Origin of the sequence: Nocardioides jejuensis (genome assembly GCF_004337475.1) — a bacterium.
Lineage (GTDB): Bacteria > Actinomycetota > Actinomycetes > Propionibacteriales > Nocardioidaceae > Nocardioides > Nocardioides jejuensis.
In genome coordinates this window covers 51,768-76,987 of sequence record NZ_SJZJ01000014.1, presented here as the reverse complement: position 1 = coordinate 76,987, position 25,220 = coordinate 51,768, and the positions used below count along the sequence as shown (strand labels likewise).

25 protein-coding genes are annotated in these 25,220 nt (G+C 71.0%); 14 read left to right on the top strand and 11 right to left on the bottom strand.

All coding sequences use genetic code 11. From position 1 onward, the window contains the following. Positions 1-55: 55 nt before the first annotated feature. Positions 56-550 (bottom strand): transcription elongation factor GreA, encoded by a 495-nt coding sequence (greA, locus tag EPD65_RS09700; RefSeq protein WP_131583540.1) that lies wholly within the window; start codon positions 548-550, stop codon positions 56-58. 99 nt (positions 551-649) lie between these two features. After that, positions 650-1,045, bottom strand: coding sequence for a DUF4307 domain-containing protein (locus EPD65_RS09695; protein ID WP_131583538.1), 396 nt, complete (start codon positions 1,043-1,045; stop codon positions 650-652). Positions 1,046-1,086: 41 nt separating this feature from the next. Here EPD65_RS09695 and mca point away from each other — a divergent pair, with 41 nt between their 5' ends. Both mca and EPD65_RS09685 read left to right on the top strand, forming a co-directional pair. Further along, complete coding sequence (gene mca, locus EPD65_RS09690; protein WP_131583537.1) at positions 1,087-1,968, top strand: mycothiol conjugate amidase Mca; 882 nt, start codon at positions 1,087-1,089, stop codon at positions 1,966-1,968. A gap of 14 nt (positions 1,969-1,982) precedes the next feature. Beyond that, a complete protein-coding gene (locus tag EPD65_RS09685; protein ID WP_131583535.1) occupies positions 1,983-2,201 on the top strand; it encodes a hypothetical protein in 219 nt (72 codons plus the stop codon). A 19-nt stretch (positions 2,202-2,220) separates the two neighbouring features. On the opposite strand, the gene EPD65_RS09680 is transcribed toward EPD65_RS09685, so the two are convergent. Continuing rightward, a complete protein-coding gene (locus tag EPD65_RS09680; protein WP_131583534.1) occupies positions 2,221-2,586 on the bottom strand; it encodes a thioredoxin family protein in 366 nt (121 codons plus the stop codon). Between the two features lie 108 nt (positions 2,587-2,694). Here EPD65_RS09680 and EPD65_RS09675 point away from each other — a divergent pair, with 108 nt between their 5' ends. The 8 genes from EPD65_RS09675 to EPD65_RS09640 all read left to right on the top strand — a co-directional run bounded on the left by EPD65_RS09675 (position 2,695) and on the right by EPD65_RS09640 (position 11,578). After that, positions 2,695-3,423, top strand: coding sequence for a response regulator transcription factor (locus EPD65_RS09675; protein WP_131583532.1), 729 nt, complete (start codon positions 2,695-2,697; stop codon positions 3,421-3,423). Then, complete coding sequence (locus EPD65_RS09670; RefSeq protein WP_131583531.1) at positions 3,423-4,871, top strand: sensor histidine kinase; 1,449 nt, start codon at positions 3,423-3,425, stop codon at positions 4,869-4,871. The genes EPD65_RS09675 and EPD65_RS09670 overlap by 1 nt, the downstream gene beginning before the upstream one ends. A gap of 272 nt (positions 4,872-5,143) precedes the next feature. Further along, positions 5,144-5,620 carry a hypothetical protein gene (locus tag EPD65_RS09665; RefSeq protein ID WP_131583529.1) on the top strand — a complete coding sequence of 159 codons (477 nt, stop codon included), beginning with the start codon at positions 5,144-5,146 and terminating at the stop codon, positions 5,618-5,620. Next, positions 5,617-6,954, top strand: coding sequence for a ferredoxin reductase family protein (locus tag EPD65_RS09660; RefSeq protein ID WP_131583528.1), 1,338 nt, complete (start codon positions 5,617-5,619; stop codon positions 6,952-6,954). Before EPD65_RS09665 ends, EPD65_RS09660 begins: the two co-directional genes overlap by 4 nt. 5 nt (positions 6,955-6,959) lie before the next feature. Beyond that, positions 6,960-7,433 carry an FMN-binding protein gene (locus tag EPD65_RS09655; protein WP_131583568.1) on the top strand — a complete coding sequence of 158 codons (474 nt, stop codon included), beginning with the start codon at positions 6,960-6,962 and terminating at the stop codon, positions 7,431-7,433. Further along, on the top strand, positions 7,430-8,194 hold the full coding sequence (locus EPD65_RS09650; protein WP_243640533.1) for an FAD:protein FMN transferase: 765 nt from the start codon (positions 7,430-7,432) through the stop codon (positions 8,192-8,194). Before EPD65_RS09655 ends, EPD65_RS09650 begins: the two co-directional genes overlap by 4 nt. A 284-nt stretch (positions 8,195-8,478) precedes the next feature. Then, on the top strand, positions 8,479-10,503 hold the full coding sequence (locus EPD65_RS09645) for a thioredoxin domain-containing protein (protein ID WP_131583526.1): 2,025 nt from the start codon (positions 8,479-8,481) through the stop codon (positions 10,501-10,503). A 49-nt stretch (positions 10,504-10,552) separates the two neighbouring features. Continuing rightward, complete coding sequence (locus EPD65_RS09640) at positions 10,553-11,578, top strand: LLM class flavin-dependent oxidoreductase (protein WP_131583565.1); 1,026 nt, start codon at positions 10,553-10,555, stop codon at positions 11,576-11,578. On the opposite strand, the gene EPD65_RS09635 is transcribed toward EPD65_RS09640, so the two are convergent. The 4 genes from EPD65_RS09635 to trhA form a co-directional block, all read right to left on the bottom strand. Next, positions 11,571-12,194: a TetR/AcrR family transcriptional regulator gene (locus tag EPD65_RS09635; RefSeq protein ID WP_131583525.1), complete on the bottom strand. Its 624-nt coding sequence runs from the start codon at positions 12,192-12,194 to the stop codon at positions 11,571-11,573. The genes EPD65_RS09640 and EPD65_RS09635 overlap by 8 nt on opposite strands. A gap of 12 nt (positions 12,195-12,206) precedes the next feature. Further along, a complete protein-coding gene (locus EPD65_RS09630) occupies positions 12,207-13,448 on the bottom strand; it encodes a serine hydrolase domain-containing protein (RefSeq protein WP_131583523.1) in 1,242 nt (413 codons plus the stop codon). Positions 13,449-13,688: 240 nt separating this feature from the next. Next, complete coding sequence (locus tag EPD65_RS09625; protein ID WP_131583522.1) at positions 13,689-14,312, bottom strand: hypothetical protein; 624 nt, start codon at positions 14,310-14,312, stop codon at positions 13,689-13,691. A 36-nt stretch (positions 14,313-14,348) separates the two neighbouring features. Next, a complete protein-coding gene (gene trhA / locus EPD65_RS09620) occupies positions 14,349-15,176 on the bottom strand; it encodes a PAQR family membrane homeostasis protein TrhA (RefSeq protein ID WP_243640532.1) in 828 nt (275 codons plus the stop codon). A gap of 81 nt (positions 15,177-15,257) precedes the next feature. Here trhA and EPD65_RS09615 point away from each other — a divergent pair, with 81 nt between their 5' ends. From EPD65_RS09615 to EPD65_RS09605, 3 genes are all read left to right on the top strand, one after another. After that, positions 15,258-16,013, top strand: coding sequence for an isoprenyl transferase (locus EPD65_RS09615; RefSeq protein WP_279387558.1), 756 nt, complete (start codon positions 15,258-15,260; stop codon positions 16,011-16,013). A gap of 399 nt (positions 16,014-16,412) precedes the next feature. Beyond that, positions 16,413-17,693 (top strand): RNA 5'-3' helicase PhoH2, encoded by a 1,281-nt coding sequence (locus tag EPD65_RS09610; protein WP_424450487.1) that lies wholly within the window; start codon positions 16,413-16,415, stop codon positions 17,691-17,693. Between the two features lie 222 nt (positions 17,694-17,915). After that, complete coding sequence (locus tag EPD65_RS09605) at positions 17,916-18,557, top strand: aggregation-promoting factor C-terminal-like domain-containing protein (protein WP_243640530.1); 642 nt, start codon at positions 17,916-17,918, stop codon at positions 18,555-18,557. Positions 18,558-18,648: 91 nt separating this feature from the next. Here EPD65_RS09605 and EPD65_RS09600 read toward each other — a convergent pair whose 3' ends face one another. Both EPD65_RS09600 and EPD65_RS09595 read right to left on the bottom strand, forming a co-directional pair. Further along, positions 18,649-20,040: a class II fumarate hydratase gene (locus EPD65_RS09600; protein ID WP_131583519.1), complete on the bottom strand. Its 1,392-nt coding sequence runs from the start codon at positions 20,038-20,040 to the stop codon at positions 18,649-18,651. 9 nt (positions 20,041-20,049) lie between these two features. Beyond that, entirely contained in the window at positions 20,050-20,739 is a 690-nt protein-coding gene (locus EPD65_RS09595; protein WP_131583518.1) for a spermine/spermidine synthase domain-containing protein, read from the bottom strand. Positions 20,740-20,870: 131 nt separating this feature from the next. On the opposite strand from EPD65_RS09595, the gene EPD65_RS09590 reads away from it, so the two are divergent. Beyond that, a complete protein-coding gene (locus tag EPD65_RS09590; protein WP_207891495.1) occupies positions 20,871-21,404 on the top strand; it encodes a DoxX family protein in 534 nt (177 codons plus the stop codon). A gap of 69 nt (positions 21,405-21,473) precedes the next feature. Here EPD65_RS09590 and EPD65_RS09585 read toward each other — a convergent pair whose 3' ends face one another. Next, entirely contained in the window at positions 21,474-23,291 is a 1,818-nt protein-coding gene (locus tag EPD65_RS09585; protein ID WP_131583516.1) for a flagellar hook assembly protein FlgD, read from the bottom strand. A gap of 181 nt (positions 23,292-23,472) precedes the next feature. Continuing rightward, positions 23,473-25,161 (bottom strand): fumarate hydratase, encoded by a 1,689-nt coding sequence (locus tag EPD65_RS09580; RefSeq protein ID WP_207891494.1) that lies wholly within the window; start codon positions 25,159-25,161, stop codon positions 23,473-23,475. Between the last annotated feature and the right edge of the window lie 59 nt (positions 25,162-25,220).

Here is a 25,220-nt window from a genome sequence, read left to right as displayed (position 1 = left end):
TGCCGGGCACAAGCCTCGTCTCGGCGCGGCACAGGCCCCGTCTCGGCGTTAGCGGTCAGCCGACGAACGGCGTCGCGTCGAGGACGACGACCTCGAGCGTCTTGCCGTTGGGGGCCACGTAGGAGACCGTGTCGCCGGCCTTCGCGCCGATGACGGCGCCACCGAGCGGTGCCTGCGGGGAGATGACGGCTAGGCCGTCGGGGTCGATCTCACGCGCGCCGAGGAGGAACTTCTCCGCCTCGTCGTCATCGTCGCCGACGAACTTGTAGGTCACGACCATGCCGGGGCCGATCGTGCCGTCGCCCGCCTCGGCGACACCGACCTCGGCCTTCTCGAGCATGGCGGTCATCTGACGGACCTTGCCCTCGAGCTTGCCGAGCTCCTCGCGCGCGGCGTGATAGCCGGAGTTCTCCTTGAGGTCACCCTCGTCGCGCGCGGCGCTGATGCGGTCGACGATCTCCTGACGCAGCGGCCCCTTCATGTCCTCCAGCTCGGCCGCGAGCTTGTCGTAGGCCTCCTGGGTGAGCCAGATGGTGTCCTGCTCGGTCATCGCGATCACTCCTGCAAGTTGGTGCGGATAGACGTACGCCGCGGCGCGCGGCCGCGGCGACTCTGGTCAAAGCAAAAGGCCAGACTACCAACCGGCCGCTCAGCGGGGTCGGCTCTGCCCCTTCGCGGTGCAGCCGACGAGGTCGATCGCGGTGGCCTCACGCTCGGTCTTGATCTTCACGTGGTTGCTGCCGTCCACCGGCGTCCAGGTCCAGGACCCGACCGGCGTCTTGTCGGCCGCGAGGGCCTGGATCCGGCAGCTCGGGTCGACGGCGTCGTCGGAGAGCGTGACCACGATCTCGGCCTCGGTGAGGTGTGCGTTGACGATCGAGAAGTTCACGTCCTGCGACTGGACGTCGGGCGTGGAGTAGGTCCACCAGACCCAGCCGACCCAGGCCAGGAACGGCACGCCGACCACGAGACCCACCAGCAGGGAGGGGGAGAGGCGGCGCTTGCCGGGGCGGCGTCCGTAGCGGTCGTCGAGTGCATCGGTCACGCCGTCATGCTCCCATGCGGCCCTCCTCCTAGAATCGCCGCATGTCTGTTGAGCCCCTGCGGCTGATGCACGTGCACGCGCACCCCGACGACGAGTCGAGCAAGGGCGCGGCCACGACCGCGAAGTACGTCGCCGAAGGCGTCGACGTCCGCGTCGTCACGTGCACCGGTGGCGAGCGCGGCGACGTGCTCAACCCGAAGATCGACCCGGCGAGCATCGACGACATCCAGGCCGTGCGTCGTGCCGAGATGGACGCGGCGCGCGAGATCCTCGGCGTTCAGCAGGACTGGCTCGGTTTCGTCGACTCGGGCTGGCCCGAGGGCGACCCGAAGCCGCCGCTGCCCGAGGGCTGCTTCGCGCTGGTTCCCGTCGAGGAGGCAGCCGAGCCGCTGGTCCGGCTGATCCGCAGCTTCCGCCCGCACGTGATGACGACGTACGACGAGCGCGGTGGCTACCCGCACCCGGACCACATCGCCTGCCACAACGTGTCCATGGAGGCCTACCGCGCCGCCGCCGACCCGGACCGCTACCCCGACGCGGGTGAGCCGTGGCAGGTGGAGAAGCTCTACTTCCACCACACCTTCAATCGTCCGCGCGCCCTCGCGATCGGTGCTGCCATGGAGGCCGCCGGCCTGGTCTCGCCGTACGCCGAGCGGCTGGCGCAGTGGAAGCCGGACCCCGCCTGGGACGCGCGCATCACCACCCGCGTTCCGTGTGGGGAGTACTTCGAGGTGCGTGACCGGGCGCTGCTTGCCCACGCCACGCAGATCGACCCCGACGGCTTCTGGTTCGCGGTCCCGATGGAGATCCAGCAAGCCACCTGGCCGCACGAGGACTTCGAGCTCGTGGAGAGCCAGGTGCCGACCGAGCTCCCCGAAACGGACCTCTTCGCGGGCCTGCGTGCGACCGCGGCAGCAGTCTGAGGGAGAATGGCCTCATGTTCACCCTGCTGACCCTTGCCACGAAGTCCAACTGGGACGGTGACGCCGACAAGGTCACCGCTGGCTGGATCGGCGCCCTCGTGCTCGGCCTGCTGATCGTCGCGACGGTCCTGCTGCTCTGGAGCTTCACGCGCCAGCTCAAGAAGGTCCGCTCCGCCGACGCCGCCGGTGTCTACGGCACGGACGAGGACACCTCGACCGACGACCAGGCCTGAGCCTGGTCCGGCAGCGGGCTCAGGCCTGCTGCCCCTCGGCGATCTGACGGCGTACGTCGTCCATGTCGAGGCCGCGGACGGCGGCGATGACCTGCTCCAGCGCCGGCTCGGGCAGTGCGCCCGGCTGGGCGAAGACGAGCACCTGCTCGCGGAAGACCATCAGCGTCGGGATGCTCGTGACCCGGAACGCGCCCGCGAGCTCCTGCTGCTCCTCGGTGTTGACCGAGCCGAAGACGATGTCGCCGTGCTTCTCTGACGCCGCCTCGTAGATCGGCGCGAACTGGCGGCACGGGCCGCACCACGAGGCCCAGAAGTCGACGAGGAGGATGTCGTCGCCCTCGACGTGGCTGGTGAAGTTCTCGGTGGTCAGCTCGATGGTGGCCATGCCCGCAACGCTACGCGGTCGCCCCTCGAACTCCCCAGCGGACCGTCTCACAGGTGACGCACAGGTTCCTCATGGCTGTACGCCGCGCGGGCACGGCATGCTGACGTCATGACGTCGCCTGCTGCCGCTTCGCTGACCCGCGCCGACGGCTCGCCACTGCGCGTGCTCGTCGTGGATGACGAGGTCAACATCGCCGAGCTGCTGACCATGGCGCTGCGCTACGAGGGCTGGGAGATCAGCACCGCTCACACCGGGCGCGACGCGGTCGCGACCGCGAAGGACGTGCGCCCCGACGCGATCGTCCTCGACTGGATGCTGCCGGACTTCGACGGACTCGAGGTGATGCGCCGCGTACGGCAGCAGCAGCCCGACGTACCGGTGCTGTTCCTGACGGCGCGCGACTCCGTCGAGGATCGCGTGGCCGGCCTGACCGCGGGTGGCGACGACTACGTGACCAAGCCCTTCTCCCTGGAAGAGGTCGTCGCCCGGCTGCGCGGGCAGCTGCGCCGGTCCGGTGCGACCCAGCGCCGCGAGAACCCCGTGCTCGCCGTCGGCGACCTGACCCTCGACGAGGAGAGCCACGAGGTGGTCCGTGCGGGCGAGGAGATCTCGCTGACCGCGACGGAGTTCGAGCTGCTGCGGTTCCTGATGCGCAACCCCCGCCGCGTGCTGTCCAAGGCGCAGATCCTCGATCGCGTCTGGAACTACGACTTCGGCGGCCAGGCCAACGTCGTCGAGCTCTACATCTCCTACCTGCGCAAGAAGATCGACGCGGGTCGCGAGCCGATGATCCACACCATGCGCGGCGCCGGCTACGTCCTCAAGGCTGCCGACTGATGACGCTCGTACGCCGCCTGGTGCCGGCCTCGTTGACCGCTCGCCTCGTCGCGACCGTGGTCCTCCTCGTCGCGCTCGTCGGGCTGCTGGTCTCCGGCCTGACGACGGCTGCCCTCAGCAACCGGCTCGAGGGCCAGCTCGACAAGCAGGTCTCCGACACCCACGACCGCGACGTCCACGCGCTCCAGAGCGGCATGCCCATCGGTGGCAGCTTCCCCGGGCCCGACGGACCGGACATCCGCGACGCCCGGTCGCAGGGCGAGGGCACCCTGACGGCGTACGTGACGCCGACGGCGTCCGCGGGCCTGATCCGTACCGGCCGGGGTGACACGCAGCAGCTCACCGATGCCCAGCTGTCCCAGCTCGGCGCTCTACCCGAGACCCGGCAGCCGATCGGCAAGGAGATCGCGGGGCTGGGGGACTACCGGTTCCTCGTCTCCACCGTCGACGGCGTCACGCTCGTGACGGGCGTCCCGTCGCAGCAGCTCGAGGAGACGATCACGTCGGTCGTCGTCTGGGGCGGCGGATTCACGCTGCTGGCGGTGGCCGTTGCCGGTGGCATCGCGATCGTGGTCGTACGCCGGCAGTTGCGGCCGCTGCGTGAGGTCGCGCGCACCGCGCACGAGGTCGCCGGCCTGCCGCTGGAGACCGGCGAGGTCGGGATGACCGCCCGCGTGCCCGCGACGCTGACCGACGAGCGCACGGAGGTCGGCCAGGTCGGCTCCGCGCTCAACGTCCTTCTCGGCCACATGGAGAGCTCGCTCGACGCGCGCCATCGCAGCGAGCAGCAGGTCCGGCAGTTCGTCGCCGACGCCTCGCACGAGCTGCGCACCCCGCTCGCCACGATCCAGGGGTACGCCGAGCTCGGCCTCCGCCCCGACGCCGACCCGGAGCGGGTGCTGCACGTGCTCGACAAGGTGCAGGCGGAGTCGCGCCGGATGACCTCGCTCGTCGAGGACCTCCTGCTGCTGGCCCGTCTCGATGCCGGCCGACCGCTGGCGCGCGAGGACGTCGACCTCACGCACCTCGTGCTCGAAGCCGTCGGTGACGCCCGTGTCGTGGCTCCTGATCACCGCTGGAAGCTGGACCTCGGCGACGAAGCCGTCGTCGTACCGGGGGATGCGCAGCGGCTGCACCAGGTGCTGGCCAACCTGCTCACCAATGCGCGCCGGCACACTCCTGCCGGGACGACCGTGACCGTGTCGGCCTGGCGGTCGGCATCGGGTGCGACGGTGGCCGTCCACGACGACGGGCCGGGTGTGCCCGCGGACCTGCAGCCCACCCTCTTCGAACGCTTCACCCGTGGCGACTCGTCGCGGACCCGCGACTCCGGCGGCGCCGGCCTGGGCCTCTCGCTGGCGCACGCGATCGCGGTTGCCCACGGCGGCACACTGACCTGCTTGTCGGCGCCCGGCAGCACGACGTTCAGCTTGACGCTGCCGGTCTGAGGGGCGGCCTGACGGCTTGCGCGCCCGCGCCCACGACGACATCAGTGTGTCGCCACCGGCCCGGTCATGCGGCATCGCTCTGTCCGTGACTGCGACACGGGTGTGCCGCACTCACGGCGGAGATCCACCCGTCCACGCTGGCGTGTGGCGACACACGCGTGCTGTCGTCGCCGTGACCGTGGCGGGCTCACAGGAAGCACACAGGTCGTCCGCAGGAGAGACCCAGCGGGGCGCAGTTGGCTGGTGCACACCAACCAACGAGGGAGACCCCGATGAGCAAGAAGACCCCCGACGCCGCCCAGCCTGAGCCCCAGCCCGAACGGCAGCCCGAGCCGCAGGACGAGGGCAGCGGTTCGCGCTGGGAGCCAGCGCCCTCCGACGCCGAGGCGAACGCGCCGACCGAGCAGGTTCCCGCGCCCGGCCAGCAGGCGAACGACGCCCCTGCGGCGTACGCCGCCGCGCCCGTGACGCCCGTCGACCAGGCGCCGAGCAACGCGACGTTCGCCTCGATCAAGGCCCTGTCGAAGGGCGCCAAGGGCGCCCTCGCCGGTGCCGCTGCGGTCCTGGTGCTCGGCAGCGGCGTGACCGGTTTCGCGATCGGCCAGGCCGGCGACGACGGCCACCAGCGGATCGACGTGCGGTTCGGCCAGACCGGCTTCGACCGGGACGGCGATGGGCGCGGAATGCCCGGCCAGCAGGGGCAGATGCCCGGCCGGGCCCCGCAGCAGGGCGACGGTTCGGAGTCATGACCCCGGCCCAGCTGGACACCGTCGTACGGCGTACGTCGGTGACGGCCGTCGTCGCTGCGCTCGTCGCGGTGACCGGCTGGTGGGTCGTGGGCAACCACGCCACGGGACTGGTCACCGCGATGGGACTGGGCCGGATCTCGGGGCTGCTCTCCGCAGCGCTCCTCCTGGTCCAGGTCGTGCTGATGGCGCGGGTGCCGCTGCTCGAGCGGGCCTGGGGCCAGGACGAGCTCGCGAAGCAGCACCGGTGGGTCGGCTTCACGTCGTTCAACCTGCTGCTGGTGCACCTGGCCCTGATCACCTGGGCGTACGCCGGAGGGGCGTCTGCGCTCGTGACGACCGCCTGGCACCTGGTCGTCGACTACCCCGGCATGCTGCTCGCGCTGGCCGGCACCGCGTGCCTGGTGATGGTAGTCGCGACCAGCGTGCGGGCGGCCCGGCGCGCGCTCCGCTACGAGTCGTGGCACCTGATGCACCTCTACGCCTACCTCGGTGTCGGGCTCGCGCTGCCGCACCAGCTGTGGACCGGCGCGGACTTCGTCGGCCACCCGGTCGTCACCGCGGTCTGGTGGACGGCATGGGGCCTCGCGCTCGGCGCCGTCCTCGGGTGGCGCGTGGGCCTCCCGCTGGTCCGCACCGCCCGGCACGGCCTGCGGGTCACCTCGGTCGTCGAGGAGGGTGACGGCGTTGTGTCGGTCTACCTGACCGGCCGCCGACTCGACCGCCTCGGCGCGGAGCCGGGCCAGTTCCTGGTCTGGCGCTTCCTTGGCCGACGCGGGTGGAGCCGGGGCAATCCGTACTCGCTCTCCGCCGCTCCGGACGGCCGCAGCCTGCGGATCACGGTCAAGGCGCTGGGCGACGGATCGGCCGAGCTGCGGTCGCTGCGGCCCGGCATGCGAGCCATCGTCGAAGGCCCCTACGGCCGTCTCTCGCCGCGCGTCCGGACGACCCGACGCATTGCCCTGATCGGCTCCGGTGTGGGCATCACGCCGCTGCGCGCGCTGGCCGAGGGACTCGACTACGCGCCCGGCGACGCCGTGCTGCTGCACCGCTTCTCGCGGGAACCGCTCTTCGCCCGCGAGCTCGCGGTCCTGGGGCGTGAACGCGGCCTGGCGGTGCTCGACCTCCCCGGCAGCCGGCGCTCCGAGGATTCGTGGCTCGGTGCCATCACGCCGTCGGTCGACGACGCGACTGCCTTGCGGACCTGGGTGCCTGACATCGCCGACCGCGACGTCTACGTCTGCGGCCCCGAGGCCTGGGCGAACGCCGTACGCCGCTCCGCACGTGCTGCCGGCGTACCGGCCCGGCGGATCCACACCGAAGCGTTCGGGTGGTGAGCGGCATGCGACGGATCATCTTCTGGCTCGCCTCGACGGCCACCGTGCTGGTGCTGCTGTTCAGCTATCACACCTCGCTCGGAGCGGCGACGGCCACGACGAGCACGCAGTCGGCCGCGGCGTACTCAGGCTCGGTGGCGGGCTCGAGCTCCTCGACGCGGTCGAGCACCTCCGACAGCTCGACGAGCAGCAGTACCCCGAAGGCCACCACCACGACCGGCAACGTCGTCTACACCCGCTACGGCCCGATCCAGGTGCAGGTCGTGACGACGGGCAGCACGATCACGTCGGTGTCGGTGCTGCAGTACCCGAGCAGCGACCCGCGCTCGCAGCAGATCAACGCGCAGGCCGTGCCGATCCTCGTCCAGGAGACGCTCGACGCCCAGAGCAACAGCATCGACATGGTCAGCGGCGCGACGTACACCTCCGATGGCTACCTGCAGTCGATCCAGTCCGCGCTCGACAAGGCGGGAGTGTGAGCACCGCGGTCCTGACGAGGTACGTCGAGCAGGTCATGGGTCTGCCGTTCAGCCTGGCCCTCCGGGGTCGGCACGCCGGCGACGCCGCCGCGCGCGACGCGTGGGCGGCGGTCGTGGCGGACCTCCGCGAGGCGGACCGGGTCTTCAGCACCTGGCGTGCCGACTCGTGGGTCTCGCGGCTGGCCCGCGACGAGGTCGAGGTGGGGGAGTGCCCGGCCGAGGTCGCGGAGGTGCTCGCCCTGGGCAACGCCGCGGCGCACGCCTCCGGAGGCGCCTTCTCGGTAGCGCGACCCGACGGCTCGGGCCGCACGATCTTCGACCCGAGCGGCGTCGTGAAGGGCTGGGCCGCCGAACGCGCAGCCCGCCACCTCGCCGAGCTGCCGGAGACCGACCAATGCCTTTCGGCAGGCGGCGACGTGCTGGCCTGGACGGCCGATCCGATCGGGAGGCCGTGGACGATCGGCATCGAGGATCCCGACGACCCGCACCGGATCATTGCCCGCGTCCCGGTGTGGCGCGGAGCGGTCGCGACCTCCGGCAGCGCCCACCGTGGTGCGCATGTCGTCGACGGGCGCACCGGGCTCCCGCCGGACGGCGTACGTCAGGTGAGCGTGATCGGCGACAGCCTCACGGCGGTCGACATCGAGGCGACCTCGGCGTTCGCACTCGGGCGCGACGCCGCGCGCTGGCTGCGCGCGCAGGGGCGCAGCGGGATCGTCGTCTGGGACGACGGCCGGACGGAGCTGGTCAGTGCTGGGTGATGACGTGGACCGGAGCCTCCGCAGACGGGGCGTCGTTGGTGGTCGCTGCGAAGGTGGCGGCCGCGACGAGAGCGACGGTGCCGAGCACGATGTTGGTCATGGGAGGTCCCCCGAGGGTTGGGTGAGCAGGCCGAGTCCTGCTGTCCGTACGCCGGTGGAACGGTTGCATCGCGCACTCATGACGCAATCCGGTCCACGATGTGGCGTGACCCGGACCACGTCGTGGGCACGGCCGCCCTCCGGCTTCTGCCCCCGCTGATCCAGGGGGCTGGCAGGCTTGCGACATGTCCAACCGCCTCGCCGCCGCGACGAGTCCCTACCTGCTGCAGCACGCCGACAACCCGGTGGAGTGGTGGGAGTGGGGGCCCGAGGCCTTCGAGGAGGCCCGACGCCGCGGCGTACCGGTGCTGTTGAGTGTCGGCTACGCGGCCTGCCACTGGTGCCACGTGATGGCGCACGAGTCCTTCGAGGACGAGGCGACGGCGGCGCTGATGAACGACTTCTTCGTCAACATCAAGGTCGACCGCGAGGAGCGCCCGGACGTCGATGCGGTCTACATGGCGGCGACCCAGGCGATGACCGGCCACGGCGGCTGGCCGATGACGTGCGTGCTCGACCACGAGGGTCGACCGTTCTTCGCCGGCACCTACTTCCCCGACCAGCCGCGGCACGGGCAGCCGGCGTTCCGCCAGGTGCTGACGTCGCTCGCGGAGGCGTGGTTCAAGAAGCCTGAGGACGTGGCGTCGGCCGCTGCGGCGGTGGCGGAGCACCTCCGGCAGGGTGCGCTGACCGCGTCCGCGACGCTCGGTGCCACCGATCTCGACCAGGCGGTCCGGGGGCTCGCGGGCGAGTTCGACCCGCTCGCCGGCGGCTTCGGGGGAGCGCCCAAGTTTCCGCCGTCGATGGTCCTCGAGTTCCTCCGGCGGTACGTCGACGCGCGCGACTCCGGCGCGGCTGCCGGCGATGACGAGCTGGTCCGCCAGGCGCGGCACATGCTGGTCCGCACCCTGCACGCGATGGCCGGGTCGGGCATGTACGACCAGATCGGCGGTGGCTTCGCGCGCTACGCCGTCGACCGCGGCTGGGTCGTGCCGCACTTCGAGAAGATGCTCTACGACAACGCCCAGCTGCTCGGTCTCTACGCGCGCCGCGACAACGACATGTCGCGCCGGATCGCGGCGGAGACTGCCGACTTCCTGCTCCGCGAGCTGCGTACGCCGCAGGGTGGCTTCGCCTCCGCCCTCGATGCCGACTCGCTGACCCCCGAGGGGCATTCGGAGGAGGGCGCGTTCTACGCCTGGACGCCCGCCGCGCTCGTCGAGGCCCTCGGTCACGACCGTGGTGCATGGGCCGCCGAGCTCTTCAACGTCACCGAGGACGGCACCTTCGAAAAGGGCATGTCGACCCTGACGCTGCGGCACATGCCGACGGCGTCCGGCGAGATCGCGCGCCTCTCCGAGGTGAAGGCACGCCTGCTCGACGCCCGCTCGCTCCGTGCCCGGCCGCACCGCGACGACAAGGTGGTCGCCGCGTGGAACGGAATGGCGATCAGCGGCCTCTGCGCGGCTGGCACCTTCCTGGGCCGGCCCGACTACATCCAGGCGGCGGTCGATGCCGCGCGGCTGCTGCTCCACGTCCACCTCGTCGACGGCCGTCTCCGCCGGGTCTCCCGCGACGGTGCCGTCGGTGCCCACGCCGGCGTTCTCGAGGACTACGCGTGCGTCGCGCTGGGCTTCCTCGACCTGCTCCAGGCCACGGGCGAAGCCGCCTGGCTCGATCGTGCCGGCGCCCTGCTCGACGTTGCGCTGGAACAGTTCCGCGCCGACGACGGAGGCTTCTTCGACACGGCCGCTGACGCCGAGGCGCTGGTCGCCCGGCCGCGGGAGTTCTCCGACAACGCCAGCCCGTGCGGCCAGTCCGCGATGGTCCACGCCCTCGCGACGTACGCCGCGATCACCGGCTCCGGCGGGCATCGCACCGCCGCGGAGCAGACGCTGGCCGTCCTTGCTCCGCTCGCCACCCGGGCGCCTCGCTTCGCCGGCTGGGCGCTCACCGCGGCGGAGACGATGCTCGCCGGTCCCGAGGAGATCGTCGTCGTGGGTGAGCCCGGTGCGGAGCGCGATGCGCTCGCCCTCGCCGCCCGTCGCCGTCCGGGGGCGTTGGTCCTGGTCGCGACCCCGACGGAGACCGGTGAGGATGCGGCGCTCGACCTGCTCCGCCATCGCCCGACGGTCGACGGCCGTCCGACGGCGTACGTCTGCCGGGGGATGGTCTGCCAGCAGCCGGTGACCGACCCGGCGAGCCTCTGACCGAAGCCGGCACGGGAATCGGGCCACGCGCAAAGTGGTTGACGTGTCCATGACAAACACGGAGTTCGGTCTCGACACCTTCGGCGGCGTCACGCGGGACGCGGCGGGCAATCCGCAGTCCCATGCCCAGGTGATCCGCGACATCGTCGATGAAGCGGTGCTTGCCGACCAGGTCGGCCTGGACTTCTTCGGCGTCGGGGAGCACCACCGCCAGGACTTCGCCGTGTCCAGCCCGGAGATGGTGCTGGCCGCCGTGGCCTCGCGCACCGAGCGGATCCGGCTCGGGTCGGCCGTCACCGTGCTGAGCTCGGACGACCCGGTCCGCGTCTTCGAGCGCTTCGCCACCCTCGATGCGGTGTCGAACGGTCGCGCCGAGATCGTCGCGGGGCGTGGCTCCTTCACCGAGTCGTTTCCCCTGTTCGGGTTCGACCTGAGCCAGTACGAGGTGCTCTTCGAGGAGCGCCTCGAGCTGCTCGCCGCGTTGCTCAAGGAGCAGCCGGTGACCTGGTCGGGCACGACCCGCGCGCCGCTCCGTGAGCAGGAAGTCTTCCCGAAGACCGAGAACGGGCTGCGCGCCTGGGTCGGTGTCGGTGGCAGTCCGGAGTCGGTGGTCCGCACCGCGCGCCACGGGTTCGGGCTCTTCCTGGCGATCATCGGCGGCTCGAGCGATCGCTTCCTGCCGTACGTCGACCTGTTCGAGCGTGCCCAGGACCAGTTCGGCGTGGAGCGTCGGCCGGTGGCCGTGCACTCGCCCGGCCTGGTGGCCGAGACCGACGAGCAGGCCCGCGCCGTGGTGCACGACGGGTGGCTGGCCATGCGCACGAAGATCGGTGCCGAGCGCGGCTGGCCTCCGCCGCGTCCGGGTGACTTCGAGCGCGAGGTTGCGGAGGGCGCGCTCTACGTGGGCTCGCCCGAGACGGTCGCCCGCAAGATCGCCGTCACGGTGCAGACACTCGGGCTCGACCGCTTCGACCTGAAGTACGACCAGGGTCAGGTCCGGCACGGTGACCTGATGCGCTCGATCGAGCTCTACGGCTCGCAGGTGGTCCCGCTGGTGCGGGACATGCTCAGCTGACGCCGGCGAGCACGTCCGAGACGACGTCGCTGGTCAGCGCGATGAGCGCGTCGACCGGCTCGGCGTAGTCGTCGAGGGCCCAGCGGATGGCGCTGCCGGCGAGCAGCGCCCACACGGCGGCGGCCACCAGTCGGGTGTCGTGCCCGCGGTAGTGGTGGCCGTCGAGGGCGATGGCGACGAGTGAGGTCCAGCTCGCGGTGGCGCCCCGGATCGCATCCCGGGCGCTGCCGGCGAGGGGCAGCAGCTCGCTGAGGATCACGTTCGCCGTACGGCGATCGGCGTCGATGACCCGGAAGTACGCCGCGACGCCGGCCGCAGCTCGTGCCTGCATGTCGTCACCCGCGCCGAGGATCGCCTCGGCCACCTGACCCTGCACGCGCGCGGTGGCATCCAGGTAGACCGCGGTGAGCAGCGCCTCGGCGGAGCCGAAGCTCTCGTAGAAGTACCGCTTGGTCAAGCCGGCCTCGGCACAGACCGCATCGATCGAGGTGGCCGCAAACCCCTGCGTGCCGTAGAGCGCGAGCCCCGCCTCCAGTAGTCGGGCCCGCCGTTCGCTGGTGCGCTGCTCGGGGGAGGCACCGCCATAGGTCCGCCCGGTCTTCTCAGCGGAGCTCATGGACGGATCCTTTCACGCCCGGTGGCGCGGGATCGCCTTGCTGATCGCCCAGTTGACGGCGGCCATCCGGACGACGGACTCGGGCGAGGCCGACTTGCCCGTGTTGAGGAACGCGACCGAGAGGTCGCGCGCCGGGTCCGCCCAGCAGGTGATGTTCATGAAGCCCAGGTGGCCGAACGCCTCCGGGGTGTTCCAGCCGTAGAGCGAGGCGCCTGCCTCGCCGAGCATGAAGCCGGCCGAGAACCGGATCGGGACCGGGAGCATGCCGTCCATCACCAGCGGTCCGGCGGGGCGGATCGCCTCGGCGTACGTCTCCGGTGCGAGGACCCGGGTGCCATCGAGGTTGCCGCCGCGGTTCAGCATCTCGAAGACCGTGGCGGCGTCGTGGGCGCTCGCCCAGATGCCGGCCGACGGGAGGACCGTCGACATGGAGGCAGGGGAGTTCAGTCCCGTTGGCACCTTGTGCGGCTCCACGCCGAGCACGCGGGTGATGACGGTGGTCAGCGGCGGTACGACGGTCGGGCCGGTCCAGTAGCTCAGGGCCACGTCGTCGCGCCGGTCCTCCGGGACGCCGTACGCCATGGTGGACAGGCCGAGCGGGCCGCTGAGGTGCTCCTCGAGGAGCTGCGGGAAGGTGCGGCCGGTGCTGCGGACGATCGCGTCGAGCAGGTAGCCGCCGGTCACCGCGTGGTACGCCTGCCGCGGGGAGCGTGCGGGCCGGGCCTCGGACAGCGCAGCGACCACCCGGTCGATGTCGAGCAGCTCGTCGGTCTCCGGCTTCCTGAGGGGCAGCCGCGCGATCCGGGCGCGGTGGGTGAGCAGGTCGCGGATCGTGATCTCGCCCTTGCCGTGGGCGGCGAACGCCGGGAGGTGCGAGGCGACGGTGTCGTCGAGGTCGAGCCCACCCTCCTCGGCCAGGCGGTGCACGAGCACCGCGGTGATCGCCTTGGAGCAGGAGTAGAGGCAGACCGGGGTGTCGGTGGTGATCAGCTCGTCTGAGCCGAGCCGGCGGTGGCCGATCGCGCGGTCGAGCACGATCTGGCCGCGGTGCCGGACGACCAGGCTCATGCCGGGCTGGAGTCCTGTCCGGTAGAAGGCCCGGACCGCCTTCCAGATCCGCTCGACATCGTCGGTGCGGAGGTCCAGCGCGGCCGGGTCGACCTCGTCGCCCACGGTGGTCAGCGGCGACAGCCGACGCGGGACGGCGACCTTTGTGCCGAAGGGCCTGGCCAGCTGAGTGAGCGCTGTGTGCATGGGTGCTCCCGGTGGTCGTGAGGCGCCGGTTCCCGGGAGACGCGCTCGATCTGACACGAGACAGTATCAAATGGGGTGCGAGGTGCGTCAATGTCTTGTGCGCGCCGCGGGACCGCGCGGGCCGCGTCGGCGTACCTGAGGGGACACGTTTCACTCCGCCCCGCGTCGCTGCCCCGCGTGGCTTGAGGCGCGCAGGCCGGAAAGGTGTTCGCTCGGGTACACCCGGTGCCTGCGGTGACGTCAGTCGCAGAGGCCCCGTCGGAGCGCCCAGGGGTCGTCCTGTGGGACGAGCGTCAGCCTCGTGCCACTGGCATCGGTGTAGACGGCGACGTCGCCCGCAGCCGCCACCGCCCCGTGGCTCGTGAAGCCGCGGGGAGCGGGCCCGCCCCAGCCGAACTGGTCCTCGCGCATCACGTCCCACGTCGTACCCAGCACCGTCACCGGGTCGATCCAGCAGTGACCGACCTCGAGCTCGACAGCAGTGGGAGCGGCGCGCAGGTGCTTCCACTGGCTGGCGTCGTTGCACACCTGGTAGCCGCCGACCCACCAGGCGCGTCCGCCGCGGGGCTTCGAGTGCGTGAAGGTCAGGACGGTGTGGGCGGTGCCGTCAGGCCGGAGGAACCAGATCGAGCGCCGTGCCCGGTCCACCCAGGGGCGACCGTGTGTCGACGACCAGGTCGCCAGCAGCTCGGTGAAGGTCCGGTCGCCGCCGTAGTCGAGGTTGACGGTCAGGGAGTCGCCGTCACAGGTCAGCGCGGTCGGAGCCGTGGTCGCGACGGCCCCGGCAGGCTCGTGCCGGTCGCGCGCGGGCCCGGAGCAGGCCGCCAGCGCGACCAGGAGCAGGACGGCGAGGAGGGAACGCATGCCGGTACGACGCCGGCCCGCGCGCCCTGGTTCCCGTCAGCGCAACGCGTACGTCGCGATGGAGACCGCGATGTACTGGCAGATGAAGGCCAGCACGGTGAACAGGTGGAAGACCTCGTGGAAGCCGAACCAGGTGGGCGACGGGTTCGGGCGCTTGGTCGCGTAGACCACCGCGCCCACGGTGTAGAGCACGCCGCCGACCGCAATGAGCGTGAACGTCGAGACGTTGACCCAGGTCGGGAACTGTCCCGCGCCCTCGTGGAACTGCGGGATGAAGAGCACTGCGAGCCAGCCCATGGCGACGTACAGCATTGCGACCCAGCGCGGAGCGCCCGGCCATCCGATCTTGAAGATCAGCCCCGCCAGCGCGCAGCCCCACGCGACACCGATCAGGGTCCAGCGGGCCCCGCCGTGCAGGTAGAGGAAGGCGACCGGCGTGTAGGTGCCGGCGATGAAGACGTAGATGTTGGCGTGGTCGAAGCGGCGCCAGAAGGCCCACATCCGCGGCGCCCAGGTGCCGCGGTGGTAGATGCCCGAGACGCCGAAGAGGAGCAGTGCGCTCGCGGCGTAGACCGACGATCCGACTGCCGTGATGGCAGACGGCGACAGCGCGATGAGCACGGCAAAGGCGGCCGTCATCAGCGGGATGCTGCCCGCGTGCAGCCAGCCGCGCATGTGCGGCTTCACCTCGGCCATCTTGTCGGCCATCTTCGCGACGGCGCGGTCGCGGGCGTCCTGCGCGCGGTCCCGCGCGTTGCTCGCCGCGTCGACCGCGCGCTCGCGCACCGCCTCGGCGCGCTCCTTTGCACGTCCCCGGCGACTCATCGGGGTGCCGTCGTGCCCTGCGCGCCTGGTCTCGTTCACGACAGCCACGGTACCGGCGCCGGTAGGCTTCCCTGCGTGGCAGGTACGCGGAGTGAACGAGTGGTGCGGGCGCGACAGCGCGTGAAGCGCCTGCTCTATCCGGCGTACGAGGCCCGGATGGTGCGCTTCCTGCCGGATGAGGGACTGCCCAAGCACGTCGGCGTCATGCTCGACGGCAACCGGCGCTGGGCCAAGGCCGTCGGTCGCGACACCGCGCACGGCCACCGCGCGGGTGCCGCCAACATCGAGCCGCTGCTGGAGTGGTGCGAGGAGTTCGGCATCGAGGTGGTCACCCTGTGGCTGCTCTCCACCGACAACCTCAACCGCCCCGAGCAGGAGCTGGTCCCGCTGCTCGGCATCATCGAGGAGGCCGTCGCCTCCCTCGTCGACCAGAAGCGCTGGCGGATCCACCCCGTGGGCGCCCTTGACCTGCTCCCGACGCGCACCGCGCAGCGGCTCAAGGAGGCCTCGGAGGCCACGCGCGACGTCGACGGGATGCTGGTCAACGTCGCGGTCGGCTACGGCGGTCGCCAGGAGATCGCCGACGCGGTGAAGTCGCTCCTCGCGGAGGCCTCGGCGCAGGGACTCTCGATCGACGAGGTCGCCCAGACCCTCGACGTCGAGCACATCGCCGAGCACCTCTACACCAAGGGCCAGCCCGACCCCGACCTCGTCATCCGTACGTCGGGGGAGCAGCGCCTGGGTGGTTTCCTGCTCTGGCAGAGCGCGAAGAGCGAGTTCTACTTCTGCGAGGCGCTGTGGCCGGAGTTCCGCCGCGTCGACTTCATCCGCGCGCTGCGTGCGTACGCCGCCCGCGAGCGCCGTTTCGGCTCCTGAGCCCCGTCCGTCACACGCGTTTCACGCCCGTGTGACGGTTGCGTGAACGGCCCGCGCGCACGGGCGTGTCGCCGAAAACGGGCGGTGCAGCGGGCGTACGTTCGCAGCAATGGCGAGTGGGGAAGCTCGCCTCACCGGAAGGCCCGCAACGTGAGTGATCACGGACTGAACGCCCGACAGCAGGGTTGCTGCTGTCGCGCGGGAGGGGGCCGGCACTCCGGCCTGCGGACCACCCGGTCCATCCAGCTGAGCTAGGACCGGGGCGCGGGTGCGTGTGTCGGTTTCCAAGGGGTAGTCGTGGCCACGAGCAGCATCAGCACCAGCGCCCAGTCGACGTCGTCCGCCTCCAAGGCCCGCACGACCCGGCGTACGACGAAGAAGCAGGCGACCCGCACCTACGTGCTCGACACCAGCGTGCTGCTGGCTGACCCGGGCGCGCTGCGCCGGTTCGACGAGCACGAGGTGGTCATCCCTGTCGTCGTCATCACGGAGCTGGAGGGCAAGCGCCATCACCCCGAGCTCGGCTACTTCGCGCGGGCTGCGCTGCGCGCCCTCGACGACCTGCGGATCCTGCACGGCCGCCTCGACACCGCGATGCCGATCGGTGACACCGGTGGCACGATCCGCGTCGAGCTGAACCACACGAACCCCGAGTCGCTCCCGTCCGGCTTCCGCCTCGGCGACAACGACACCCGCATCCTCGCGGTCGCGAAGAACCTCAGCGACGAGGGCAACGACGTCACCCTCGTCTCGAAGGACATGCCGCTCCGCATCAGGGCGTCGTCCGTCGGTCTGGACGCCCAGGAGTACCGCAACGAGCAGATCCACGAGTCCGACACCGGCTACTCCGGCATGGCGGAGATCGAGGTCCCGGCGGCCGCCCTCGACGAGCTGTACGACGACGGCGTGGTGGCGCTCGACGAGGCGCGCGACATGCCGTGCCACACCGGTCTCGTCATGCTCTCCGACCGTGGCACCGCGCTCGGCCGGGTGGGCGCCGACAAGCAGGTGCACCTGGTCCGCGGGGACCGCGAGGCCTTCGGACTGCACGGCCGCTCCGCCGAGCAGCGCATCGCGCTCGAGATGCTGCTCGACCCGGAGGTCGGCATCGTCTCCCTCGGTGGTCGCGCGGGCACCGGCAAGTCGGCCCTCGCGCTGTGTGCCGGGCTGGAAGCCGTGATGGAGCGCCGCCAGCACAAGAAGGTGGTCATCTTCCGCCCGCTCTTCGCGGTCGGCGGTCAGGAGCTGGGCTACCTGCCCGGCAGCGCCGAGGAGAAGATGGGCCCGTGGGGCCAGGCGGTCTTCGACACCCTCGGTGCGGTCACCAGCCAGGACGTCATCGACGAGATCCTCGACCGGGGCATGCTCGAGGTCCTGCCGCTGACCCACATCCGGGGTCGCTCGCTCCATGACGCCTACGTCATCGTCGACGAGGCCCAGTCGCTCGAGCGCAACGTGCTCCTCACCGTGCTGAGCCGCATCGGCGCCAACTCGAAGGTCGTCCTGACCCACGACGTCGCGCAGCGCGACAACCTCCGCGTCGGACGCCACGACGGCGTGGTCGCGGTCGTGGAGAAGCTCAAGGGTCACCCGCTCTTCGCGCACGTCACGCTGACCCGTTCGGAGCGTTCGCCGATCGCGGCCCTCGTCACGGAGATGCTGGAGCACGTCACGATGTGATGTGACTGGTGTGACTCCTGTGAGGGGAGTGGCTGATGCCTCCGGATGAGGATGTCGCTCCCCTCACAGTCCGGCGCGTTCGACTTGGTCTCGCGCGCCATCTCCTGCATGGTGGTACTTCGTCTTCGGGCCGCCCGCGCTGTGATCCAGCTCCGGGCGGCTTCTCTCGGCCGGAGACGTTGCCCTGACGTCTAGCCAGAGATCCTGACTGTGTCGAAGCATGTGAAGTACGTTCCCAAGCACCGTGGTGACGCCGTTCCGGCGACCGAAGCGCCGAAGAAGATCCTCCGCAACTCCGTCATCTTCTCTGCGATCGCGGTGGGCGCGACCGGTTCTGCCGTCGCCACCGGCCTCGTGACCAACGGTGGTTCGCCCGCTGTCGCTGCTGCTGCGGCCGACATCGACCTCGCGAGCGTCAACGGCATCAACGGTGCCGACATCGAGCGCGACCCGGTCGTGTCCCGCTCCGACCGCCGCGACGCGACGTCGCAGGCGAAGGTCGCGCCGCTCGCCGCCACCGACTCCGTCGCCAACGGCTACACCCGCACCGAGGACATTCGTGACCTCGACCCGCGCTCGGTGGCCAAGGCGCTCCTCTCCGACTTCGGCTGGTCCAGCGACCAGTTCGGCTGCCTCGACTCGCTGTGGACCCGCGAGTCCGGCTGGAACATCCACGCCGACAACCCGGGCTCGTCCGCCTACGGCATCCCGCAGGCGCTGCCCGGCTCGAAGATGTCCTCGGCCGGCCCGGACTGGGAGAACAACCCGGTCACCCAGATCACCTGGGGTCTCGGCTACATCCAGGACCGCTACGGCAGCCCCTGTGGCGCGTGGGGCCACAGCCAGGGCTACGGCTGGTACTGACGCCTTTAGGCGCCGGTTCGACCGGCCCTCCGTGCGCGCCGGCACGTCACGTCGAAACCCGGGTTTTGGCGGGTTGAGTCGCGGGTTCTGGTTACTCGGACGGTCGCGTCATCCGGCGTACATCGAGCGCCTCGTCGAGCTGGGCCTCCGTCAGGGAGCCATCGGTGAGTACGCCGTCGGCGACCGCCGCCTCGCGCACGGTGATGCCCTGTGCCAGGGAGGCCTTGGCGATCTTCGCGGCGCGCTCGTAGCCGACGTACCGGTTGAGCGGGGTGACGACGGCGGGGGAGGACTCGGCGTACGCGCGGAGGCGGGCCTCGTTGGCGGTGATGCCGTCGATGCACCGATCGGCGAGGAGCCGGGTCGCGCGGCTGAGAAGGCGGATCGACTCGAGCAGGTTGCGGCCGATGAGCGGGAGCATCACGTTGAGCTCGAAGTTGCCGGACGCGCCGGCCCACGCGATGGCGGCGTCGTTGCCGATGACCTGAGCGCAGACCTGCAGGGTGGCCTCGGGCAGGACCGGGTTCACCTTGCCGGGCATGATCGACGACCCGGGCTGGAGGTCGGGGAGGTGGATCTCGGCGAGGCCGGCGGCCGGGCCCGAGCCCATCCAGCGCAGGTCGTTGCAGATCTTGGTGAGGCCGACCGCGAGCACGCGGAGCTGGCCGGAGAGCTCGACGAGCGCGTCGCGCGCGCCCTGTGCCTCGAAGTGGTCGCGTGCCTCGGTGAACGGAAGCCCGGTCACGTCGGCGAGCTCGGCGATGACGGCGGCGGAGAAGCCCGGGGGCGTGTTGATGCCGGTGCCGACGGCGGTGCCGCCGAGGGGGAGCTCCGCGACGCGCGGCAGGGTCGCCTGGAGGCGTTCGACGCCGAGGCGCACCTGGGCGGCGTACCCGCCGAACTCCTGGCCGAGCATCACGGGCGTCGCATCCATGAGGTGGGTCCGGCCGGCCTTCACGACGTCCGCGAACGCCGTCGCCCGTCCTTCCAGCGCCCGGGCCAGGTGGTCGAGCGACGGGATCAGGTGATCGGCGGTCGCGCGGGTGGCGGCGACGTGGATCGAGGTCGGGAAGACGTCGTTGCTCGACTGGCTCGCGTTGACGTGGTCGTTGGGGTGGACCTCGACACCGCGGCGGGCGGCGAGGCCGGCGAGCACCTCGTTCATGTTCATGTTGGAGCTGGTGCCCGAGCCGGTCTGGAAGACGTCGATCGGGAACTGGTCGAGGTGGTGCCCGTCGACGATCTCGGCCGCCGAGTCGGCGATCGCGGTCGAGCGCTCGTCGTCGAGCACGCCGAGTCGGTTGTTGACCCGTGCGGCCGCCGCCTTGACCAGGGCGAGCGCCTGGAGATGCGCACGTTCGAGGCCACCGCCGCTGATCGGGAAGTTCTCCACCGCCCGCTGGGTCTGCGCGCGCCACAGCGCGTCTGCGGGGACCCGGACGTCGCCGAGGGAGTCGTGCTCGATGCGGAAGTCGTCAGTCACCTCTCGACGCTAGCGCGCCGAGGCGTAGAGCCAGTACTGCTCCTCACGACCCTGCAGGTCGACGGGGATGGGCAGGGCCCGGCAGTTGCCGAAGACGTCGTGCATCTCCAGCGGCAGCTCCGGCTCCTCGAACGCCGACCAGATCACCAGCATCCCGCCGTCGACGAGCCGGTCGCGCGCGATCGTCAGCAGGGGCGCCTCGTAGAGCTCCGCGTTGCCGTCGTGCACCAGGTAGCCCGGACCGTTGTCGACATCCAGCAGCACCAGGTCGTACGCCGCCGCGTCGCTGTCGACGAGAGCGTCGGCCACGTCGGCGGTCACCACCTCGACGCGGTCGTCGGCGAGCAGCGCCGGCCCGTAGGGGATCGTGCCGTCGCGCATCCAGCCGACCAGGGCGGGCTCGATCTCGACGATGGTCACGTGCTCGACGAACGGGTCGGCGAGCACCTCGCCCAGCGTGAACCCGAGGCCGAGCCCGCCGACCAGCACCCGGGTCGGCGTACCTCCGCGGGTACGGGACGCGGCCAGCGTCGCCGTCGCCATCGCGCGCTCGGAGGCGGTCTCGACCGTGTCCATGACGAAGACGCCGTTGGCGCGGAGCTCGATCGTCGTGCCGTCCTCGCCGCGGTCGTCTGCGCGGCGGCGGAGCACGAGCTCCCCGGTGGGGCCGGTGGCGCGGGCGATCTCTCCGAGCTGCATGGCTCCATTCTCCCGTGCCGGCGGGTGAGGCGTCGGCCACGCGCCCGCGCCGCGCCGAGAGAGGTACGACGGGGCCTTGTGGCAGCCGCCTAGCGTGGTTGAAGGCTCAACCCACGCGAGAAGAGGACCCCATGGCACTCGGGACCATGATCAACAGCACCCGCCGCAACCTGGCACTGCTCGGCGTACGTGCGGCCGTCGGCGCCGTGCTCGTCGCCCACGGCTGGCAGAAGCTGCACGACTGGGGCCTGGAGGGCACGCGCTCCAGCTTCGCCGACATGGGCGTGCCGAACGCCGGCCCCGCCGCGGCGTTCGCGATTGCCGCCGAGCTGGGCGGTGGTGCGCTGCTGCTGATCGGCCTCCTGACGCCGCTCGCGGCCCTGCTCGTGGTGGCGGACATGGCGGGCGCGTTCTGGTTCGTCCACCGCGGCACGGACGTCTTCGTCGGCGACGGCGGGTGGGAGCTGGTGGCGGCGATCGGTGCGGCTGCCCTGGCCCTCTTCGCGGTCGGTGCTGGCGCGCTGAGCCTCGATGCGATCTTCGTCGGCGCGTGGCGTCGTCGCCGGGCCCGCAAGGCTCGCCTCAAGCCCGCGAAGCAGGTGCCGGCTCCCACGCACAACGTGCTCGGCGAGGCGCTTCACGACGAGGTCGGCACGACCGTCTGAATCGCCCCGCAACGTCATACGGCTCGCACCCTCATGGGTGCGAGCCGTATGACGTTGGCGTCCGGGAGGTCAGGACCAGGCGTAGTAGCGCGCGGTGACGGTGAAGGTCTTCACGTCGTAGCGGTTGAACTTCGCGGTGCCGAGGAGCCAGTGGACGGTGCGGTGCCCGTCGACGTACGGCGTCGCGGTCACCGTGATGCCGGCGTGCGTGGCCACGGTGCCGCCGATCTGGTGCATCGCCTTCCACTCGCCGGCAGCGTCGTTCCAGTAGCCGATGACGGCGGACGCCCGGTACTTGAGCGAGGCACCGCCGTAGGTGTCGACGTGCAGGTCGCGGTAGCGGACCGCGGTCGGCAGCGTGACGGCGCTGACCGTCGAGGCGACGTCGTCGCCGTTGGACGTCGAGCGGCAGCGTGCGTTGGCGTAGTAGCCGATCGAGCCGGTCCAGCCCCGGGACGCGGGGGAGGCCAGCGTGGCGCAGCGGCCGCGCACGGTGGCGACCTTCGCGGCGGCCGGGGTGACCTTCTTCGTGAAGGTCTTGAGGATGCCGTTGGAGTGCCACACCGCGACCGTCCGGCTGAGGCCCGACGGGTTGCCCAACGGGTCGACGGAGGTGACGGTGTAGGTCCCGACCGGGACCACGTCGCCGGCTTCGTCGCGACCGTCCCAGACGACGTGCTCGTCGAACCAGGAGTCGACCTCCGGCTCGAGGACGCGGACCTGGACGCCGGAGGCGTTGTGGATGGCGATCTTGTCCTGGTAGTCGAGCTGGGTGTCGTCGTGGACCGCGATCGTCGTGGTCCGGAACGACGCCAGGGCGTCGATCGCGGTGGGGTGGATGCTGGTGCGCGACACAGTGAGGCCCTCGATCGCGGGACCCTCGCGATCCACGGTGAGCGACCCCGTGAAGGGACGGGTGGTCGGGCCGAAGTCGGGGTCGTCGATCGAGATGGTGCCGTCCACCCGGAGGTCGTAGCCCTCCGGAAGGCCGGCGCCGGGGATGTCGATCGCGGCGCTGCCGTCGTCGGCGATGGTGCCCGAGGCGGCGCCGGTCGATCCGGCGATCTCCTGGCCGTCGGCCGAGACGTGCCACGACGCCTGGAACGCGCCCTGGTGGTTGGTCGGCAGCGAGCCGTGGCTGGGGTCCACCGCGCTGGTGATGGCGGGCGAGGACAGGTAGAGCGTCTCGCTCTCCCGGTCGACGGTCGTCTGCGCGCTGTCGACGTCGTAGTGCGTGCACGGGTCGCTGTTGTAGTCGTTGCAACGGAAGAGCCGGAGGTGGCCGACGCCGTCGGCGAGGTTGAGCTGGGTCGTGCCGTTGTGCGCGACCGGGGTCAGGAGGTCGTGGTCACCCGCGTCCGGCTCGGAGTAGGTCCAGTCGACGGTCAGCTTGCCGCCGCCCGTGTCGCTGAGCGTGGCGCTGACCTGCTGCGTCGTGCCGTCGGGGTTGGTGCCGATGGTGGTGTCCGCGGGCCAGGTGATCGTCGGTACGACGTCGGTCGCGGTCAGTGTGTCCGAATAGACCGCGGGGGAGGCGTTGCCCGACGAGCAGTTGCTGCCGGGGGATGGAGCGGTGGCGCACACGACGGTCGACACGGCGCCGTCCCGGTAGCCCCACGTCGGAAGGTCGAACGTCGCCGCGTGCGTCGACGGGTCGAGCGGGATCCACCAGGCGCCGGTCAGGCCGGTGTTGATGTGGCATCCGCTCCAGCAGACCCAAGCCGACTGGGCGTCGGGGCCTCCGGTGACGGTGCCGGTGACGTGGCCCGCCACGCTGGTGTCCAAGTCGGACAGCACCGGCGCGGCCGGAGCGGCGTACGCCGGGGTGCCGGCGAGGACGGTGACGGAGCCGGCGATCAGCGCGGCAGCGAGCAGGTGGCGACGCATGAGTTCCCCCGAGGTGATGCGGGCGCCGACGCGGCGCCACCGCGGCAGATTACGTCGCCGGAGCGAAGAATGCCTCACTCGTCCGGTAACGGATCGGTGACTGTTCCCGTGGCACACGCCGGACGACGCAGAAGGCCCCGGTCCGTAGCGGACCGGGGCCTTCCTCAGGTGTGTGCGGGGGTCACTCCGCCGAGCGCACCCGGATGCCGGAGACCGGCACGGTGACGGCGCCGCTCGGGTCGGTGAAGAAGTCGTTGCCCTTGTCGTCGACGACGATGAACGCCGGGAAGTCCTCGACCTCGATCTTCCAGACCGCCTCCATGCCGAGCTCCTCGTACTCGAGCACGGAGACGTCCTTGATGCAGTCCTGCGCCAGACGGGCGGCGGGGCCGCCGATCGAGCCGAGGTAGAAGCCGCCGTAGGTGTCGCAGGCCTCGGTGACCTGCTTGGAGCGGTTGCCCTTGGCCAGCATGACCATCGAGCCGCCCTCGGCCTGGAACGCCTTGACGTAGGAGTCCATGCGACCGGCGGTGGTCGGGCCGAACGAGCCGGACGCCATGCCGTCGGGGGTCTTCGCCGGACCGGCGTAGTAGACGGGGTGGTTCTTCATGTACTCCGGCATGCCCTCGCCGGCGTCCAGGCGCTCCTGGATCTTGGCGTGGGCGATGTCGCGGGCCACGACCAGCGGACCGGTCAGCGACAGGCGGGTCTTGACCGGGTGCTTCGAGAGCTCGGCGAGGATCTCCGACATCGGCTGGTTGAGGTCGATCTTCACGACCTCGCCGCCCTGAATGAGGTGCTGCTCCTCGGTGTCGGGGAGGTACTGCGCCGGGTCGGTCTCGAGCTGCTCGAGGAAGACGCCCTCGGCGGTGATCTTGCCGAGCGCCTGGCGGTCGGCCGAGCAGGAGACGGCGATCGCGACGGGGCACGAGGCACCGTGGCGGGGGAGGCGCACCACACGGACGTCGTGGCAGAAGTACTTGCCGCCGAACTGTGCGCCGATGCCGAAGGACTGGGTCAGCTTGAAGACCTCCTCCTCCAGCTCGACGTCGCGGAAGCCGTGGGCGCTCATCGAGCCCTCGGTCGGCAGGTTGTCGAGGTAGTGCGCGGAGGCGTACTTCGCGGTCTTCAGGGCGAACTCGGCGCTCGTGCCACCGATGACGACAGCCAGGTGGTACGGCGGGCAGGCCGCCGTACCGAGGGACTTGATCTTCTCGTCGAGGAACTCGAGCAGGCGCTTCGGGTTCAGGACGGCCTTCGTCTCCTGGTAGAGGAACGACTTGTTGGCCGAGCCGCCGCCCTTCGCCATGAAGAGGAACTTGTACTCCGGCTTCCCGTCCTTCGACGGGGTGGAGTAGAGCTCGATCTGGGCCGGCAGGTTGGTGCCGGTGTTCTTTTCCTCGTACGTCGTCAGCGGCGCGAGCTGCGAGTAGCGGAGGTTGAGCTTCGTGTAGGCGTCGTAGACACCCTTGGAGACCCACTCGGCATCGTCGGCGCCGGTGAGGACGCCCTCGGACTTCTTGCCCATGACGATCGCGGTGCCGGTGTCCTGGCACATCGGCAGCACGCCACCGGCGGAGATGTTGACGTTCTTGAGCAGGTCGAGCGCGACGAAGCGGTCGTTGCCCGACGCCTCGGGGTCGTCGATGATCTTGCGGAGCTGCGAGAGGTGCGCCGGCCGGAGGTAGTGGCTGATGTCGTGCATCGCCGCCTCGGTCAGCTGCTGGATCGCCTCCGGCGCGACCTTGAGGAAGGTCTGGCCGTCCACCTCGACGGTGGAGACTCCCTCGGTGGTGATCAGCCGGTACGGCGTCTCGTCCTTGCCGATGGGGAGGAGGTCGGAGTAGCGGAATTCAGGACCAGTGCTCACGAGCGGCAAATGTACGCCGCTCCTGTGGCTGTGCGTGCGTGAGTCCGTTGAGGACCCTC

What these genes read in the sequence shown, in the direction of transcription:
- greA (WP_131583540.1), bottom strand. Translation starts at nt 550, where the DNA reads ATGACCGAGCAGGACACCATCTGGCTCACCCAGGAGGCCTACGACAAG.
- mca (WP_131583537.1), top strand. Translation starts at nt 1,087, where the DNA reads ATGTCTGTTGAGCCCCTGCGGCTGATGCACGTGCACGCGCACCCCGAC.
- EPD65_RS09685 (WP_131583535.1), top strand. Translation starts at nt 1,983, where the DNA reads ATGTTCACCCTGCTGACCCTTGCCACGAAGTCCAACTGGGACGGTGAC.
- EPD65_RS09680 (WP_131583534.1), bottom strand. Translation starts at nt 2,586, where the DNA reads ATGGCCACCATCGAGCTGACCACCGAGAACTTCACCAGCCACGTCGAG.
- EPD65_RS09675 (WP_131583532.1), top strand. Translation starts at nt 2,695, where the DNA reads ATGACGTCGCCTGCTGCCGCTTCGCTGACCCGCGCCGACGGCTCGCCA.
- EPD65_RS09670 (WP_131583531.1), top strand. Translation starts at nt 3,423, where the DNA reads ATGACGCTCGTACGCCGCCTGGTGCCGGCCTCGTTGACCGCTCGCCTC.
- EPD65_RS09665 (WP_131583529.1), top strand. Translation starts at nt 5,144, where the DNA reads ATGAGCAAGAAGACCCCCGACGCCGCCCAGCCTGAGCCCCAGCCCGAA.
- EPD65_RS09660 (WP_131583528.1), top strand. Translation starts at nt 5,617, where the DNA reads ATGACCCCGGCCCAGCTGGACACCGTCGTACGGCGTACGTCGGTGACG.
- EPD65_RS09655 (WP_131583568.1), top strand. Translation starts at nt 6,960, where the DNA reads ATGCGACGGATCATCTTCTGGCTCGCCTCGACGGCCACCGTGCTGGTG.
- EPD65_RS09645 (WP_131583526.1), top strand. Translation starts at nt 8,479, where the DNA reads ATGTCCAACCGCCTCGCCGCCGCGACGAGTCCCTACCTGCTGCAGCAC.
- EPD65_RS09640 (WP_131583565.1), top strand. Translation starts at nt 10,553, where the DNA reads ATGACAAACACGGAGTTCGGTCTCGACACCTTCGGCGGCGTCACGCGG.
- EPD65_RS09635 (WP_131583525.1), bottom strand. Translation starts at nt 12,194, where the DNA reads ATGAGCTCCGCTGAGAAGACCGGGCGGACCTATGGCGGTGCCTCCCCC.
- EPD65_RS09630 (WP_131583523.1), bottom strand. Translation starts at nt 13,448, where the DNA reads ATGCACACAGCGCTCACTCAGCTGGCCAGGCCCTTCGGCACAAAGGTC.
- EPD65_RS09625 (WP_131583522.1), bottom strand. Translation starts at nt 14,312, where the DNA reads ATGCGTTCCCTCCTCGCCGTCCTGCTCCTGGTCGCGCTGGCGGCCTGC.
- EPD65_RS09595 (WP_131583518.1), bottom strand. Translation starts at nt 20,739, where the DNA reads ATGCAGCTCGGAGAGATCGCCCGCGCCACCGGCCCCACCGGGGAGCTC.
- EPD65_RS09590 (WP_207891495.1), top strand. Translation starts at nt 20,871, where the DNA reads ATGGCACTCGGGACCATGATCAACAGCACCCGCCGCAACCTGGCACTG.
- EPD65_RS09585 (WP_131583516.1), bottom strand. Translation starts at nt 23,291, where the DNA reads ATGCGTCGCCACCTGCTCGCTGCCGCGCTGATCGCCGGCTCCGTCACC.